This window comes from Candidatus Binataceae bacterium (assembly GCA_035308025.1).
Taxonomy (GTDB): domain Bacteria; phylum Desulfobacterota; class Binatia; order Binatales; family Binataceae; genus JAJPHI01.
In genome coordinates, this window is record DATGHL010000053.1 from 1 (window position 1) to 15,912 (window position 15,912).

At 61.5% G+C, this 15,912-nt stretch carries 15 protein-coding genes; 4 read left to right on the top strand and 11 right to left on the bottom strand.

The window, feature by feature from the left end; all coding sequences use genetic code 11:
• From VKS22_16310 to VKS22_16320, 3 genes are all read right to left on the bottom strand, one after another.
• Positions 1-318, bottom strand: a 318-nt coding sequence (locus VKS22_16310) for a P-II family nitrogen regulator (GenBank protein ID HLW72174.1), incomplete at its 3' end; no start/stop codon positions are given.
• A 25-nt stretch (positions 319-343) separates the two neighbouring features.
• Positions 344-952, bottom strand: a complete 609-nt coding sequence (locus tag VKS22_16315) for a carboxymuconolactone decarboxylase family protein (protein ID HLW72175.1) — start codon at positions 950-952, stop codon at positions 344-346.
• Between the two features lie 49 nt (positions 953-1,001).
• Positions 1,002-2,150, bottom strand: a complete 1,149-nt coding sequence (locus VKS22_16320; GenBank protein HLW72176.1) for a CaiB/BaiF CoA-transferase family protein — start codon at positions 2,148-2,150, stop codon at positions 1,002-1,004.
• A 142-nt stretch (positions 2,151-2,292) separates the two neighbouring features.
• Between VKS22_16320 and VKS22_16325 the strand changes: the two genes are divergently transcribed.
• The gene (locus VKS22_16325) at positions 2,293-3,252 is read left to right on the top strand and encodes a cupin-like domain-containing protein (GenBank protein HLW72177.1); all 960 of its coding nucleotides are present in this window, start codon (positions 2,293-2,295) and stop codon (positions 3,250-3,252) included.
• Between the two features lie 8 nt (positions 3,253-3,260).
• Here the strand turns inward: VKS22_16325 and VKS22_16330 are convergent, their stop codons facing one another.
• Entirely contained in the window at positions 3,261-3,779 is a 519-nt protein-coding gene (locus VKS22_16330) for a hypothetical protein (GenBank protein HLW72178.1), read from the bottom strand.
• Positions 3,780-3,816: 37 nt separating this feature from the next.
• Complete coding sequence (locus tag VKS22_16335; GenBank protein ID HLW72179.1) at positions 3,817-4,278, bottom strand: hypothetical protein; 462 nt, start codon at positions 4,276-4,278, stop codon at positions 3,817-3,819.
• Between the two features lie 103 nt (positions 4,279-4,381).
• Here VKS22_16335 and VKS22_16340 point away from each other — a divergent pair, with 103 nt between their 5' ends.
• From VKS22_16340 to VKS22_16350, 3 genes are read left to right on the top strand one after another with little or no spacing between them, the layout of a single operon-like run.
• Positions 4,382-4,528: a hypothetical protein gene (locus VKS22_16340; GenBank protein HLW72180.1), complete on the top strand. Its 147-nt coding sequence runs from the start codon at positions 4,382-4,384 to the stop codon at positions 4,526-4,528.
• Positions 4,525-5,592: an LLM class flavin-dependent oxidoreductase gene (locus tag VKS22_16345; protein ID HLW72181.1), complete on the top strand. Its 1,068-nt coding sequence runs from the start codon at positions 4,525-4,527 to the stop codon at positions 5,590-5,592. Before VKS22_16340 ends, VKS22_16345 begins: the two co-directional genes overlap by 4 nt.
• Positions 5,582-6,115, top strand: a complete 534-nt coding sequence (locus tag VKS22_16350; protein HLW72182.1) for a hypothetical protein — start codon at positions 5,582-5,584, stop codon at positions 6,113-6,115. The genes VKS22_16345 and VKS22_16350 overlap by 11 nt, the downstream gene beginning before the upstream one ends.
• Before the next feature lie 201 nt (positions 6,116-6,316).
• Here the strand turns inward: VKS22_16350 and VKS22_16355 are convergent, their stop codons facing one another.
• The 6 genes from VKS22_16355 to VKS22_16380 form a co-directional block, all read right to left on the bottom strand.
• Entirely contained in the window at positions 6,317-7,774 is a 1,458-nt protein-coding gene (locus VKS22_16355; protein HLW72183.1) for a DUF1329 domain-containing protein, read from the bottom strand.
• 85 nt (positions 7,775-7,859) lie between these two features.
• Positions 7,860-9,188, bottom strand: a complete 1,329-nt coding sequence (locus VKS22_16360; GenBank protein ID HLW72184.1) for a HEAT repeat domain-containing protein — start codon at positions 9,186-9,188, stop codon at positions 7,860-7,862.
• Between the two features lie 80 nt (positions 9,189-9,268).
• Positions 9,269-11,290, bottom strand: coding sequence for a DUF1302 family protein (locus VKS22_16365; GenBank protein ID HLW72185.1), 2,022 nt, complete (start codon positions 11,288-11,290; stop codon positions 9,269-9,271).
• A 163-nt stretch (positions 11,291-11,453) separates the two neighbouring features.
• Positions 11,454-13,874 carry an MMPL family transporter gene (locus VKS22_16370; protein ID HLW72186.1) on the bottom strand — a complete coding sequence of 807 codons (2,421 nt, stop codon included), beginning with the start codon at positions 13,872-13,874 and terminating at the stop codon, positions 11,454-11,456.
• 45 nt (positions 13,875-13,919) lie between these two features.
• The gene (locus tag VKS22_16375) at positions 13,920-15,083 is read right to left on the bottom strand and encodes a YCF48-related protein (protein ID HLW72187.1); all 1,164 of its coding nucleotides are present in this window, start codon (positions 15,081-15,083) and stop codon (positions 13,920-13,922) included.
• Between the two features lie 369 nt (positions 15,084-15,452).
• Positions 15,453-15,911, bottom strand: coding sequence for a zinc ribbon domain-containing protein (locus VKS22_16380; protein ID HLW72188.1), 459 nt, complete (start codon positions 15,909-15,911; stop codon positions 15,453-15,455).
• Position 15,912: the final 1 nt, after the last annotated feature.

Sequence of the window (15,912 nt, forward strand, 5' to 3'; positions counted from 1 at the left end):
CTCGCCAGTGCGGATTCGCACGACCTCATCCAGCGACGAGACAAAAATCTTCCCGTCGCCGATCTTGCCCGTCCTCGCGTTTTCCGCGATCGCCTTTACCAGCGGCTCGACCATCTCCTCAACCACGACGACGCTGATCAGTACCTTAGGCAGGAAGTCCACGACATATTCCGTCCCCCGGTACATCTCCGTATGCCCCTTTTGCCGGCCAAAACCTTTGACTTCGAACACGGTCAATCCGGTGATCCCCAGCGCGGTGATGCTCGCCTTCACCTCATCGAGCTTTGAAGGCTTGATCACGGCCTCGATTCGTTTCATCTGGCTCTCCTCTTTTGCAACCGTTTTATATCTTGGGTGGCGGGCCCGGCACTTCCTGCATCCGCGCGGTTGTGCCGCCGTCGTATTCGAGGTGCAGTGCGCGCACGACCATCCCGTGCATCCGCCACGTCGCGATTACAAAGATGAGCTCCATGATCTGCGCGTCGCTCAGATGTCGTTTCAGCGCGGCGAAGGTCGCATCTTCGATCAGGTTGCGGCCCACCAGCTCATCCGTCACCGCCATCACCGCCCGTTCGACCGGCTCGAATTTGTCCGAGGTTGCCCAACCCTTGATCGCCTTGAGCTTGTCTTCTGCCAACCCGACCATCCGCGCGACCTTCAGATGCTGCGAGTACTCGAACTTCGAGTCGCCAACGATCCCCGTCCGCAGGATGGCGAGTTCCCGATATTCGGGCTTCAAGGCCCGTCCCGGTTGCAGCAGGGCGAACAATGAGGCGTGCGACATTTTCAGAATGTCCGGGACCAGCGCATAGGTGGTCCAATAGTCGCCGGGCGTGCCGGTCGCCGTGCCGGGCTCGGCTACCGGATCGCGTTCGCCAAAGAATTGACGGTAGATTTCACGGACCTCAGGTGAGGCCTCCGCGAGACTGACCGGTCGCAAACGATCGCCCATCGTCTAAACTCCCGCGAACCCGCCGACTCTAATCGACCGTGCGGCCTGCTCACCCCGCGGCGATCGCCCCGCACGTCCGTAGCGCTGCGAGATCGCTCGCACTGAAACCCCAATCGCGCAGCGCCTCCTCGGTATGCTCCCCGGCGCGCGCCGGCGGACGCTGGATCGCGCCTGGCGTTCGGCTGAAGCGCGGCGCCGGCGCCGGTTGCACGACCCCGTCGGGCTCGACGAAGGTCCCGCGCTCGCGATTATGCGGATGCTGCGGCGCCTCAGCCATGCTCAGCACTGGCGCGAAGCAGATGTCGCTCCCCTCCATGATTTTGCACCACTCGTCGCGCGTCTTGGTGCGGAACAGCGCGGCGACCCGCTCCTTCATTTTCGGCCACGACTTACGCTCGTTTTGCGGCGCCAACTCTTCTTTCTTCAAGCCGGAAAGCCGCAGCAGCTCGTCATAAAATTTCACTTCGATCGATCCGATCGAAACGTATTTGCCGTCACTGGTTTCGTAAACGTCGTAATAATGCGAGCCGGTGTCGAGCACATTGGCGCCGCGCTCATCGGTCCAGAAGCCCGACCCGTGCATCCCATAGATCGCCGACATCAGCGACGCCGCACCGTCAACCATCGCCGCGTCGATCACCTGCCCCTTGCCGGATTTTTGCGCCTCGAGCAGTCCGGCCACCACGCCGAAAGCCAGGTAAAGCGCGCCGCCGCCAAAGTCTCCCACGAGGTTAAGCGGCGGCACCGGCGCCTGACCGCGCCGCCCGATCGTGTTCAGCGCTCCTGAGAGCGCGATGTAGTTGATATCGTGGCCCGCCGCCGCGGCCAGCGGACCGTCCTGGCCCCAGCCGGTCATCCGCCCAAAGACCAGACGCGGATTGCGCGCGAGGCAGAGGTCGGGACCCAGGCCCAGCCGCTCCATCACGCCCGGACGAAACCCCTCGATAAGGGCGTCAGCCTGCTCGATCAACCGCAAAATCGCTGCTGTTGCTTCCGGCCGTTTCAGATCGAGCGCGACCGACCGCCGCCCGCGATTAAGCACGCTGAACTTCGTGGGCAGGCTGATGCCGAGGCCCGCGTCGGCCAAACGATCGATTCGCAGAACGTCGGCGCCGAGGTCCGACAGCAGCATCGCGCACATCGGCGCGGGTCCGATGCCGGCGAGCTCGATCACCTTGTAACCTGTCAGCGGTCCCATACGTCACCTCGGCTGGATGGAGTGATTTTCGGCTCCCAACCTTAGCATAAGCCCAGATCGGTAAAAGGGTCCGTGTGGCCAAGTGCGAGGGCGCTGAAGATGGTTACATTCCAGCGCCAATTTGCAAAAATATCTTCTACTTATGCCTGACGCGGCCGAGTGGCTCTCAAAACTCAGACAGGATACGACGGCCGCGAACCAAGCGGCGGGCGCCGCGGCGCGCTGCCTGGAATTCGATCCGCGAATTTTCCGCGATTGCTTCGACCGCGAGCCCTTCGCTGTGCATCACCACCTCGCGGGCAATGCGCTCTTTACGCTCGAGCGCCTGGCCGCGCTCGCACGTTTTATCGAGGCGCAACCCAATCAGGTCTACGCGGATGCGGGTGTCGCCGACCTCAATCAGCGCTGGGATGAATCAGCGCACCCAGCCACGAGTCTGGCCCAGACCGTCGAGCAGATCGTCGGCAACGACACCTGGATTATCCTGCGGCCGCTCGAACTCGATCGCGAATATCGGCTCCTGCTCAATCGATGCCTCGATGAGTTACGGGCGGGTATCGGTGGCGATTGGGGCCGGCCCGTATGGCGTGAAAACTCGATCGTCTTTCTCACTTCGCCGCGCCGCCTCAGCACCTACCATATCGATCGCGAGTGCAATTTCATCTTGCAGTTGCAGGGCGAAAAGACGCTTTACGTCTTCGACCGCAACGATCGCGAAGTGCTGCCCGAGACCGAGCTCGAGCGCTACTGGGCAGTGGACTCGAACGCCGCGCGCTACAAGCCGCAGTATCAGGATCGCGCGCGCGTCTTTCGCCTGCGCCCCGGCGACGGCGTGCACGTTCCGGTAAATTGTCCGCACTGGGTGCAGAATGACGACAACGTCTCGATCACGCTCAGCATCAATTTCCAGTTCCACGACAGCGATCGCGCCAACAAGTACCGCGCCAATTACTATTTACGCAAGCTTGGAATCAATCCGGCGCCGCCCGGCCGCTATCCGCGTCGCGACGCCGTCAAGGCCTTCGCCTATCGCGCCACGATGGCGCTGCGCAGCCGGGTCCGGCGCGACCGGCAGACCACTCCCGCAGGCTACGGCGGCTAAGCGCCGCCTCACTGCGTCGGTTTTGCCGCGTCGGATTCCGCCGCGTCGCGCTTGTAGACGATCGCGACGCCGTTGACGTAACGCCCCTGATGACCTAACTCGCCGACCTCGGGCGTATGCTCGCGCGCGCGCACGTTGACCCCGGAATCGGGTCCCACATCCTGCCCTTGCTCATTGGAGGCGCCCGGCAGGGGTTTGCCGCGCTTCTGCCGCTGGTCTTCGAGAATTACGAAAGCGTCGGCGCCGGTCTCACACGCCTTGCGGCGCACCAGCGCCGCGACTTCGCTCTCGTCGGCGTTGATGTCGTCGGCCACTTCCACGATCGCGACCTCCTGGTAATCGACGTTTGGCGCCGCCGAATAGATCGGGATCGCGCAGTCCGCGGGTAAGGCGGCGCGGGTCTGCGGCGCCAGCCAGCTAATCGTGGACTCCGGCGGATCCTTCTGCGGCGCGCAAGCCGAAAGCATCGCGAGCCCCGCTCCGAGCAGCATCCGGGCCCAGGCTCTACGACTGAGTTCACAGATCATCGTGGCATCTCCAGGAACAACTCCGCGCTGCTGCTACTCAATTCGGCTCGACGCGTTTGAGGCTGAAGACTCCCTGCTCGACCAGCATTCCGCCTTGATAGCACGAATAATCGCCTTCACCGTCGTTGCCGTAAAATGCCTCCAGACTGTAGAGACACCACGAGCCGTCCTGCAGGGAGACGCGAATCCCGCGCGCATCGACGTTTCCGCTGACCCACCCCCGGGTCATCTGGTTGCGGCAGTTGGCGTTGCCCGCCGCGCATTGATACGTGCCGGAGATCTGATCGCCTTTCTCCTGGACATCGAAGCCGATCTTAACGCGACGATTGTCGCCGCTGATCGTCTCTCCGGCAAACCGGCCCTTGAAGTCGTCCAACGGCCGCGCCCCGACGGGGTCCTGCGTCTGCGCCCGCCGGGCATTCGCACATCCAGTGAGCAACGCGGCGCTCACGAGGCCGAGCAAAAGGCATCTCGCGGCAATCGCTTTCCGAAAACTCATGCTCTAATCTTATACCCCGAACGCATGGCTGACAGCGTTAAACGCGATGCTGCATATATGATCGGGCGGTTGTGAAAACGATAGCCTGTGGAGCACGACGGCGGTGTTCGATCGTACCTCAATCATAATTCTCGCGATCGTGATCGTGGCGGCGATTCTCGTGCGCAACTCCATTCTGCGCATTGGCGAAAAGGCGGCGCGCGACGCGCGTTCACGCAAGCGCCCATCCAACGGCAGGAAATCATCGTGAATTTTGGCCTGCTGATGGCGTTTCGCAACCCTCCACCCGGGGTTCCCTTCACCGAGATCTATCGCAAGCATCTTGAACTGGCCGAGGAAGCCGAGGCGCTGGGTTACGATACGCTGTGGCTGACCGAGCATCATTTTGTCGATGACGGTTACTCGCCGTCGCTGCTGCCGATCGCCGCCGCGCTCGCCGCGCGCACCAAAAAGATCCGCATCGGCACCTTCGTTATACTGTTGCCGCTGCACAACCCGATTCGCGTGGCCGAGGACGCGGCGACCGCCGATGTCATCTCCAATGGCCGGATTGATCTGGGCTTCGGCCAGGGCTATCGCGTCCCCGAGTTCAGCGGCTTCAATATCTCGCGCAAAGAACGCGGCGCGCGCCTCGAGGAGAACACCGAGATCGTCCGCCGTCTGTTCACCGAGCAGAACCTCTCCTTCCAGGGCCGCTTCAACCGGATCAGCGGGGCGACCCTGATGCCGCCGGCGGTGCAGCGCCCTCATCCGCCGATCTGGCTCGCGGCGCGCGGCCCCAAATCGATCGCGCGGGCCGCGCGCAACGGCTATCATCTGATGGGCACCGGCGGCGTCGATCAGCAGCAGACCTACGACGCCGCCCTGCGCGAGTCGGGCCGCGATCCTGCCGATTTCAACATCGCGCAACTGCGCACCGTCTTCGTCGCGCCGCGGCGCGCCGCCGCGTGGGACGCCGCCGAAGCCGGCGCCCACTACATCATGAGCTGCTACGGCAAGTGGTTCGCCGAGGCCAACGACCTGCCCGGCGATTCGGCTTACAGCGCCGACCTTCCGCCGGTCGGCAAGCTGCGCGATAGCGAAACTGCGGCGCTGTTCGGCGAACCTCTCATCATCGGCACACCCGCCGAAGCAATCGCGATGATCGAGGATTATCAGGCGCGCACCCGCATGACTCACCTCGTGATGGCGATGGTCTTGCCCAAGACCGACTTCAAGAAAATCACCGCAAGCCTGCGGCTCTTCGCCAAGGAAGTAATGCCGCATTTCCGGCGCAAGGCGCGCGCCAAAACCCGCCGGGCTCATGCGCGCTAGCCCTAGCGGAGTCGAGCGCAGCGAGGAGGCGAGTTGTTACTTTGGCCGCGCCTCGCAGACTCGGCCGCCCCCCGGAGCCGCGTCAGGATTCTCAGTTTGGCAGGCGGCGATCGCGCTAATCTTGACGATCGCCTGCGGCTGTTCCACCGACAATTCTGCCGACCATTTTTCCTACGTACCGCCACAAACCGAGCAGGAGAAGGAGATCAAGGCGACCGACGTCGCGCTCGATCGCGACCGCATCATGGTTCAGAGCGGTAACCTCGCGCTGCCTTATCAGCAACTCGGGCCGCTCGCCTATACCGAGCCGTTCTCGCCCCGCGCCATCGACGAAGACCATATCGACGACCGCCTGCGGACCATGGCGATTGCGAAGTGGGGCAACGACGTCGACGCGATCGTCGGCGTCAAGACCGCGCTCAGCCGCGATGCGCGTGAGGTCAACGTCAGCGCCGAAGTCGTCAAGGTCACTGGCGACTGTTCCTTTTGCCGCCACGCCGGCGGCTACGCTCAAGGCAAGTAGCAAATTAAAGAGACGCACGCGAAACTTTCGAATGGATGATTCGGCGGGTAGCGCGACAACGGAGCGCGGAGCCTCCGGCCGGTGAAAAACGCGACAACGGAGCGCGGATTCGTCGGACGCTGAAAAAAACACCGGGAGCGCGACGCGCCCCCGGTGCGGTTCAGCCTGCTATGTCACGTTCAGATGTTCAGTCAGATCACTCTAACGATGCAGCGTCTCGAGGTGGTTGATGTCGTATAGATGCGCCACCTCGGTGCCCGTCACATTCGGGAAGCCCCCCGGCACCTCCCAGATCGTTCCGCGATTATTCTGCACGTCCAGCACCTGCACTGATTGGAACTCGGTGGAGAAAACGCCGTGATTGATCGCCGCCCACGGCCCCTTGAAACTCTCCGACCATTTCTTCTGGAATTCCCAGATCTTCCAGAGCTTGCCCTTGTGATCGAACGCCACCATCAGCCAGGTATCCCAGTTCTGCGTATCCCACAGTAACAGTACGCTGCTATACGGATGACGCTCCGAGGTTGGGATGCGCTCCATCAGGTAGTAATGACGCAGCGCCCAGCTATCGTTCGGGATGATCCCATTCGGACCGTACATATAGGTGAATTCGTGCTGCGAGTCCTGCACCGCGAGCACATCCTTAATCCCGATATAGTTCCACTTCCACTCCAGCTCGCGGCCCGAGAAGCCATAGAAGTCTTCGATCGTATGGTCGGTGCCGAGCAGTGAGTCCGACTTGACCTCAGCCGAAATCCGGCGCACGCGGCGGAGAGCCGGCAAATAGGCCCAGCCGTCGTCCTCTCGCGTCGGGTCGGCGTACCGGTAGACGATGAAAGCGGTGCCGCGAATATCGAACGGCGTATAGAACCCGGTGAATTCCTTGAATTCGAAGTCCTTCGCCCCCGCCACCGGCAGCGTGTGATCGGGAACCTGCGCCAGATGGCTGAAATAGACGCGCTCATAGAATGCGTTCAGCGTCCGCTGGAAGGTGCCGCCACCGCCGTACATCAGCTTCAACTCTTCCGGCGTCGGCATCGTGTTGGGTGGATAGGGAATTCCGGCACTCCATTCCTTGGGCGGATACTCCCACACCGGGATTTCGTGCGTCCCGCCAAAACGCTCCCAGGTCACCGGCGGAACCGTAAACAGCCCGAAGTTCTGCCAGCGATACTCGAAGTTCCACGCGGCTTTCCACGCTGAGTCCGGATCGCCCGGTTTGAGATCCGCGCTCGCGAACGGCTGTCCGCAGACATAGTTGTCCATCGTGTGGTTCGCCGTCAGCCGCACCTGTGCCTGATATTTCTCGGTGCAATCCAGATAGTCCTTGCGCGGCGTATGGTCCACATAATCCATGATCGGCATCTTGAATTCCGGGAAATTCAATTGCTCGAGATAGCCCGGAAACATGAAGGGTCGAATCCGTTCGAGATCTTTGGCCGTCAGCACGTCGCCGACCTTGAAGTCGGGCTTGGCGTCCTTGTTCTTCTGGAACCACTGGATAAAAGTGTCGCGAGTATAACTGCTGACGTCCTGCGCCTGCGCCGCGGGCCGCGCGACCACCAGCAGACCCAGCGCCACCACCCCCGTGACGGCCGCCCGCCACCAGGCGCCGGCGGCTTTCCGCGGCCGCACGGAATCGTTCATCTTACCCTTCATTTTTCCTCCATCGAGCAGCCCGTTATGCGGGCCGCAAATTGATTACATGTGACTCACCGGCGCGCGTTTGGCCGCCGCCGGCGTGCTAGCTCTGCGCCGCGGCCAACAGCCGTTGCGCCGTTACATCAAGCGCATCCGAAGCGGTGTAGCGCACCGCCGGATCTTCTTCCTGCACCATCGCGATCAAAGTCTCAATCCCGCGCGCTTTGCCGATCCGTCCAATCGACCAGGCGATCTGTGCACGCATCAACGGGTCCGTCGTATGCGGCAGCATCGCGGTCAAAAGTTCCAGCTCCTTCTGTCCGCCGACCAGCCCTAACGCGCGGATGCCGGACATTTGCAGGTTCGGATCCGTCGCGCCGATCGCGGCGATGAGAACCTCGTAACCCCCGGTGAAGCCGATTTGATCCATCACCTGGCCGACGTGCTGGCGACTCACCGTGTCGTCCATGTCATTCATCGTTTGTTTGAGGTAGGCGGCGCCGGCCGGCTCCTGATAGTGAGTGAGGCTAGCCGCCGCGCCGATTCGAACGTCAAGGTCGTCGTCGCTCAGAGCCCGCTTGAGTATCGGGACGACCCGCGGATCATTTGCATAGCCCAAGGCAAGCGCCGCGACCGGCCGCGCATTGCCATTCCTGGAATCGGTGAGAATGCTCTCGATCGGGCCCAGCTCGACGGACTCGCCGAACTTGAGCAGCGAGGTCGCCGCCATCGCCCGCTCGATCGGCGCGGCATCAGAGGTCATGACGCGTCGCAACAGCGGCGCTGCGGCCGGATTACCCAGCTTGCCGAGACCCTGCAGTCCCGCCAACCGCAGGCTCTGATCCGGACCGCCGGCCGCGTCGCTCAAAACCGTAATCGCCGTGGGATCGGTCGCATCGCACATAGCTTCCGCCACGATTCGCCGATCGAACGGGCCGGCGGCAAAATAGAGCTTCTGCAAAACCCCGACCGCATACGCGTCGCCCGCATCGGCTAGCCCATCCGCGGCGGCCATCTTGAGACTCAGATCAGGATTCGCGCGAATCCCTCGCGCAAGCAGATCGACGCCCTGGTAGTTCCCGCCCTTGGCCAGCGCGCTCGCCGCAAAGTAGCGCTCGAACGGATCCTTGTCGCCTAGGCCGCGCTCCAGCACCAGCATCGAGAACTGGCGCAGCGCGCTGAACCCCTTGCTCCCGTCCAGCCGATAGGTTGCTCTAAACTTGGTCGCGGCCGCGGGTAAATCGCCGGCAACGATTAACTCTTTAACCGCAACCATCCGCGAATCCAATTTCAGTAGCGGATCCGGACGCGCCTGCTCGCTTGGTGGGCGGCGCATCGTGCTCGCCAACGCAAGCGCAACGACGCCCAACCCCAGCGTGTAGAGCCACCAGTAGCGTCGCCACGCCTTACCTGATCCGACCGCTCTCGCCATTTGATCGCTACTACTCTTTGACTACCAACCGGCCGCCCGATGATTTGGTTCCCGGAGGGCCGGTCTCTACCTTAGGTGCATTAGAAACGGTACCGAACTCTCGTCCAGAACTCGTCCATCACGTTGCGTTCGGCGCCTCCAGCCTGCTCATGGCCCGCCCCGAAAGCGGTTTCACTGAACGGCTGAAACGGCTTACCTTGCGCGCACGACGGCGTGATTTTACAGAAGGTCGCGAAAGTCGCCAGGTCATGCACATTCGATTTGCCGAGGAAGGCGTCAATCCCGAGCCGCGCTGACCAATGATCGTTAATCAGCCATTCGGTGTCGCCGCCGATAGTGGCGTCGGTGCCTTGCGTACCATACGCGACGAAGAGCAGCGGGATGATCTGGTCGCGATAATAATGCGTCTGCGTAAAAGCCGTCAGCGTAAAATCATTATTACCGGTTATCAGTCCGCGCCGGCCTCCCTGGGTATCATGCCCGCCGGGATAGTACGTCTCAAACAGTTGGAAGCTGCTGAAGAAAGTACGATCCGGATTCAGGAACTTGATGAAATGCGGCAGATCCACCCCTAAAACGTACGCGAGGATGTCGTCCTTGCTCTGCAGCGTCAGCGAGTTGGTGTCGGTCAAGCTCGCGTTGTGGGTCCACGATGATTCGGCCCGAAACACCAGGCCGGTCTTCGGTTCAAAATAATCGGCCGAAAGCCCCATCGTGTTGACCTTCTTATAGTAGATCTGAATCTCACCGCCGAAGGTGCAGTTGTCGATAAAGGTGTCCGGCCGCACCCCTGGCTTCAGATGGATTTGATTCGGCCGCACCACGGTTACCGGAACGCCTCCTGGCGTGAATACGTTCTTTCCAGGGACCGCGCCTCCGGTGATGGTCGCGAAGGTCGGGCAGGCCGGATTGAACGCCGTCGTCGTGTTGAGCCGCGTATTAACAAAACCCGGAACGTCGCGGATGCCCCAATAGTCAGTGAACGCAAACCGCACGCCCTGCGGAATTTCCCAGTCCCACTTGGTGCCGATCCCGCTGTTGCGGATCCGCCACTGCGGCGTATGCTCCTTGTCCAGCGCGAAATTGATATTGTTGCCGTTGCAGCCCGGCGCGCCGCCGCACAGCCCGTTGGTGAAGAGACCATTGTTGAATGCAAACGCCCGCTTGGCGTCGCCGAACTCGACGGCCCACGGCTGTCCGCTCTGCCCGAGTCCCACCGGCACAAATTGATCAAAGTTCCAAACGATGTTGCCGGCCACATCCTGCAGCGCCGCACCGACGTCGCCAAAGCGATGCTGATACCACAGGGTTAACTGCGGGATGCGCGTGTCTTCGAACGGCTCGATAAAGAAATGCTGCCCAAAATCGACCGGGTTGACGATATCCTGCAGGCGAAAGAAGTCTGCCTTGCCCCACACCGTCTGCTGCTTGCCCAGCCGAATGAGATTCTGCCCGAACATATCCCAGTTGAAATCGAGGTAGGCCTCGCGCACCGGATAGTAATCCCGATTACTATCGTCGCGCTCGAACTCAAGATCGGCCTGTGAAACATTCGTGTTGGTGCAGCCCTGGCAGGGGATCAGGAAGTGCTCATTGGGCGCGACCGGATCGGGAAAGGCGAAGCTGCGCGCCCCGTAACCGCGGAACTGCTTGACCTTGTAGCCGAACGCTTTGAGCAACGCGACCCCGGCGCCAGTTACGATGGGTCGCTGAAAGGGCGAGGTGCCCGTGCCCGAAAAACCTGTCGGGCGATCGCCGAAACGATCATTGATTATCGAGTAGGCGCCCTCGTAGCCCCCTCGCACTTCCATGAAATAGTTAATCGAGAGGTTCTGGATCGGCCCGGCGCCGAGGTCCTTGATTAGCTGGCCCGACGGCTGCAAGTCGAGCCGGTTACGCAGCGACGCGACATGGTAGCCTTTGACGAAATTCTCGTTGCGCCAGATTTGCTGGGCCTCACCGTACCCGTGAAGCTCAAAATTGTCCTTGAGATTGGTAAAGAAATCGCCATCCGCGCGCGCCGGCGAATCCCATGCGCTTAAACCCAGGATGGCCACGATGAGCACCGCCAGGCGCCCGCTTAGCCTTTTCCCCCGAAGCATCTGCTCCTCCTCCTATGCGCTGTTTGAGCCGCGGCGCACGCTCCTCTTGCGTCCGCCGCTAACCTTAACCTATTTATGCACCATAGCTGTCCAACTGTTCCGTTTGTCTCTGCGATCGATCTTACTACCCGCTCTTCCTACAGGATCTTCCTACGCGGGCCCCTCAACTCATCTCCGCCACCGCCCCTCCCGGCAGCGTACGCTCGGCTTCCTCCGTCGGCGCGCTTCCCCGCTCGACGAACTTCGGACGCACGATCGCAAAAATCGACGGCACCAGGGTAATCGCGGCCAGCCAGTGAGTAACCATCAGCAGCGCCAGCAGCATGGCCATCTCCGCTGAGAAGCGCAAGTCCGACATCCACACCCACGGGATAATCCCGCCGACCAGCGTCGTCGCGGTAAACGTCACCGCCATTCCGGTAGTCGAAATTGCCCGTTTGATCGCCGCGTCGTGGTCGTGCAGTCGCTGATACTCGCGCTTGATCCGATCAACCACGTACAGGATGTAATCGACGCCGATACCCATACCGACCGCGGTCACCGGCAGGGTATTGATGTTCATTCCGATTCCCTTCAAACCAATATAGAGAAAGCTCACCACGCCCGCGGCGATCAGGGTGATCATCACCATCAGACCCGCCACCAGTGACATATAGCTGAAGGCCACCAGGCCGAATACCACAGCGACGATCAGGAAAGTGCTGACCTTGTCAGAATAGGCAATCTCGTCGTTGAGCGCCGCCGTAGTGCCGATCGTGCCGCCCGCCAAAACCAGTTGCACGTGGTTCATCGGATGCGTGGCGATGAAGTTCTTGACCCGCGCGATGGCTTCATAGATGGTCGAGCCCTTCGCATCCTTGTAGAACACGACGAACTGACCGTCGCGGGCCCCATAGTCCATATATTCCAGGATGACCCCCGGCACCGGCGCGTTCGCCTCGTACATGAACGTCATATTACCCACCGCGGCGGCGTCGCGCGGGATCATCGCCCACTTCGGATCGTCGTAGTGATACAGCCGGTTGACGCTCCGCACCAGCGTTGGCACGTCGCGCGTGCCGCCGGCTTCGTCCTGCTGCAGCATGTAGTGCCGCAGATCATCGAGCTGATTGAGCACCACCGGATCCTTGAGCGCGCCGTCATGGTCGCCGTGCAGATAGATCACCAGTTGATTCGAACCCGCAAAGTCCTTGTTGATCTCGCGCGCCGAAACGTTGAAGTTCGAATTCGGGAACAGTAGCGGCGAACCCGCTTCGGTCTCGCCGACCTGCACCGAGCCGGCCTCGTAGGCACCCGCGAAAACGATCGCCGCCGAGAAAGCGAAAACCGCCCAGCGGCCGTTGCGGCTGATGCAGAAATTGCCCACCCGATCGAGCAGCTCGTGCATCCACGCCGGCACGTAATGGCGCGTCACTTTCGGCGTCGGCAGCACGTCGAGCAGCAACGGAATCAGCAACAGGATCGTGAAGAGATTCGAGAAACCCCAAAAACTCGCAAAAAACGCCAGCTTGCGGATGAGCGGAATCGTCGCCACTGAAAGCACGAAGATTCCCGCCGCGTCTGCCAGCACCCCGATACCGCCCGGCAGCAACAGCTCCTTCATCGAGTTCAGGACCGCGACGTGCCGATCACCCGTCGCCTCCATCTCCTCGAAGTACCGCTCAACCATCTGCACCCCGTGGCTCGCCGCACGCGCTGACACCAGCAGCGGGATAACCAGCACCAGCGGGTCGAGGTTGTAGCCGAGAATACCCAGGAACCCCAGTCCCCAAATCGCCTGAACGCAAGCCCCCAATACCGGCAGCGCCACCCCATATAGCCGGCGGAAGTAGAACACCAAGGTCACAAAGATGAACAGGAAAGTGACGGCGAAAATCTTCGCCAGCTCCCCCGTGTAGAACCATACCCAGCCCTTCAGCATCGGCTCGCCCGCGACATAGAGCGTGGTATTGGCGTCGTCGACGTGCGCCTTGATCTTCATGATCTGGCGATGGATGTTCGCGTAGTCGAGCCGTTCCTCGTTGAAGCCCGCCAGGATCAGCGCCGCCTTGCCGTCGGTCGAAACATATTTGCCGTACACGATGTCATTGTTGAACATCGACTGCTTGAGCTTTTTCATCGACGCCGCGTCGGTCGGAATCTCATCCGGCAGCACCGGCACCGATTTGATCAACCCGCCCGAGGTCGCCTCCAGCCGCCGAATCTTGACGTGCGACAGCGACGCCACCTGGTAGTGGTTAACGCCGTCGATCTCGTCGACCTTCTCGGTAACGTACCGGATCTTGTTGAGGGTATCCGGATTGAAGATGTCGCCGTTCTTGACCTCGAGGCTCAAACTGACGATATTCGCGCCGCCAAATGTCGTCCGATAGTGATTATAGGCCTTGATATACGGATGGGCCTGCGGCAACAAATCCGCGAACTGGCTGTACATCTGAACTTTCGTCGCATGGTAGCCGAAAAAAAGCGTCAGCAGCCCCAATATCGCCAGCGCAACCCATCGATGCCGCAGCGTGTAGCGCGCGATCCCGTGTGTGATCTTTTCCGACAGAGGGAGGTTTTCTTCGTGAAGTGCTTCGGCCATTGATCCACCGCCAAAGGTGCGCACGCACCTGCTGTCTAATTTGCCTTAGCTGTGCTTGGTCCCGGGTGTCGCCCCTGCGATCACAGCCTGATCGATCGGCGCCCAGCTTGCGCCGCCATCGTGCGTAACCAAAATCGTGCCCTTGCCCCCAGTGATGATTCCGAACGAGCCGTCGGGCGCGAAGCGCAACGACCTGAGCCAGCTATAAACGCTGTTCGAGACCTCGCGATCGCGCGCCCATCCTGTATCCGTCTGATGGACCAGCGTGCCCAGAATTCCCGTCAGCACGACCGGATGCCCCTTCGGCAGACCGATCCCGAACAGCGTATTCAGCGTGTCGCCGCGGGTCGCCTGCCAGCTCTGTCCGCCATCCTTCGTACTTAGCACAAAGCCGCCCGTCCCGATGACGTAACCCACCGTCGGACTAGCCCACGCCGTCTGGATAAAATAGAGATCACCCTCATCGAGTTGCGGGATTCCGCGATGGTACGCCTCGTCGTCGGTGACATCCTCGACATACTTGGGCAACCCGCTCACTTTGTTGGAGTCCTGCCAGGTATGGCCGCCATCGGTGGTTTTCATGATGGTGCCGAATTCCCCGACGATCCAGCCGTTCTTGTCGTCGAGGAAATCGACGCTGTTCAGCGCTATATCCTTTTTTAATCCCAGGTCTTCCCAAGTATCGCCGCCGTCGGCGGAGTGGATGATCATGCCTTCGGGTCCGACCGCCCAGATTTGCTTCCGATCGGCGCCGCGCGCGATCGCTTCGACGTCATCCGTGATACTGTCGGGGACCTTGGATTTGTTCCAGTGCGCGCCGCCGTCCGTCGTGCGCAGAATCAGGCCATTCTCGCCGCCGAGCACGACATCTTGCGGACCGTCGGCGCTCGCGCTCAGGAGCGCAAGCTGAGTACCGCTCGGCTGTAACGTCACCTTCGATCCATTATCGGAAATTTTCAGGATCGTGCCGTAGGTGCCGACCGCCCAGGCATTGTCTTTGTCAGCCACCGCAGTCGCAAAGTAGTTCTCGTAAGAGGGCAACGGATGGCCGACCGCAGTAAGCCCGATCTTTTCCGCCACCGCGGCCTTCTGCGCCCGCCCTTCGCATCCTGCCGCCAGGACCAACAGCGCGAGCGCCGCCAGCGCAAACCCGCGCCTCCTCGATACCCAGTCAGGGAGGTTCGTTCTAACCTGCATTCGCTCGTTCATCGCTTGAAACTGCTCTTTGAAAACGGCTGCAGTCCGGCCTCCGAAGGTCGTTGCGACCGGTCTTTTTTCATACCCAGCCCGCGATGTCAAGATCGTCGTACCGGTTGGTACTGCTATTCTGAGGGAGCGCGGCTGCCGCGCAGAGCGAGTCTTTACCTCGGCCGCGCGTCGCAGACTCCGCCGCCCACCCTTGGAGCTGCGTTCGAAACAAAAACAAGCTCAGATCTTCTCTTCCGCATACTCCCTCAGAATGACGTTGCTGCATTCAGTGGCGCCAAGCCACTTTTGTCATTCTGAGCGTAGCGAAGAATCCCGGAGCCTCTTTCCGCAAGCTCGCTTGGGGACTACGCCGACTTCTAAGGCGCGCGTTTACTTGGCCGGTGCCGGCTTCTCCGCCCGTTTCGCGGCCGCGCGCCGGCGCGCATAGACCACCGGATCCGCCAGCGGCGAATGGCTGTGGCCGTGTGCGCTCACCGCCGGTACCGGCTCCCCGCGCTGTTTGCGAGTTTCCTCGCGCGCCGCCACGGTTTCGTCGTACTCCGCCCCCCGCCCGTGCAGATGAGCCGCGTAACGCGAGGTCGAACGCTCGTCCATCCAGCAGAGTTGCGCCGGCGGCGGCACCCGCAGCCGGGTGACGTCGGGACGCGACGGGTCAGCAGCGCGCGCCTCAGGTTCTCTGCCGCTACGCCCGAAGGTCACGGCCGAGAGGATTCGCCGGGCGCGCCGTCCGCACTGCGGGCACGGATGAGCGCCAGCCGCGTCACTGACCGCGGCCAGCACCTCGAACGTTAGATCGCAGCGCCCGCAATGGCACTCATAAAGCGGCATC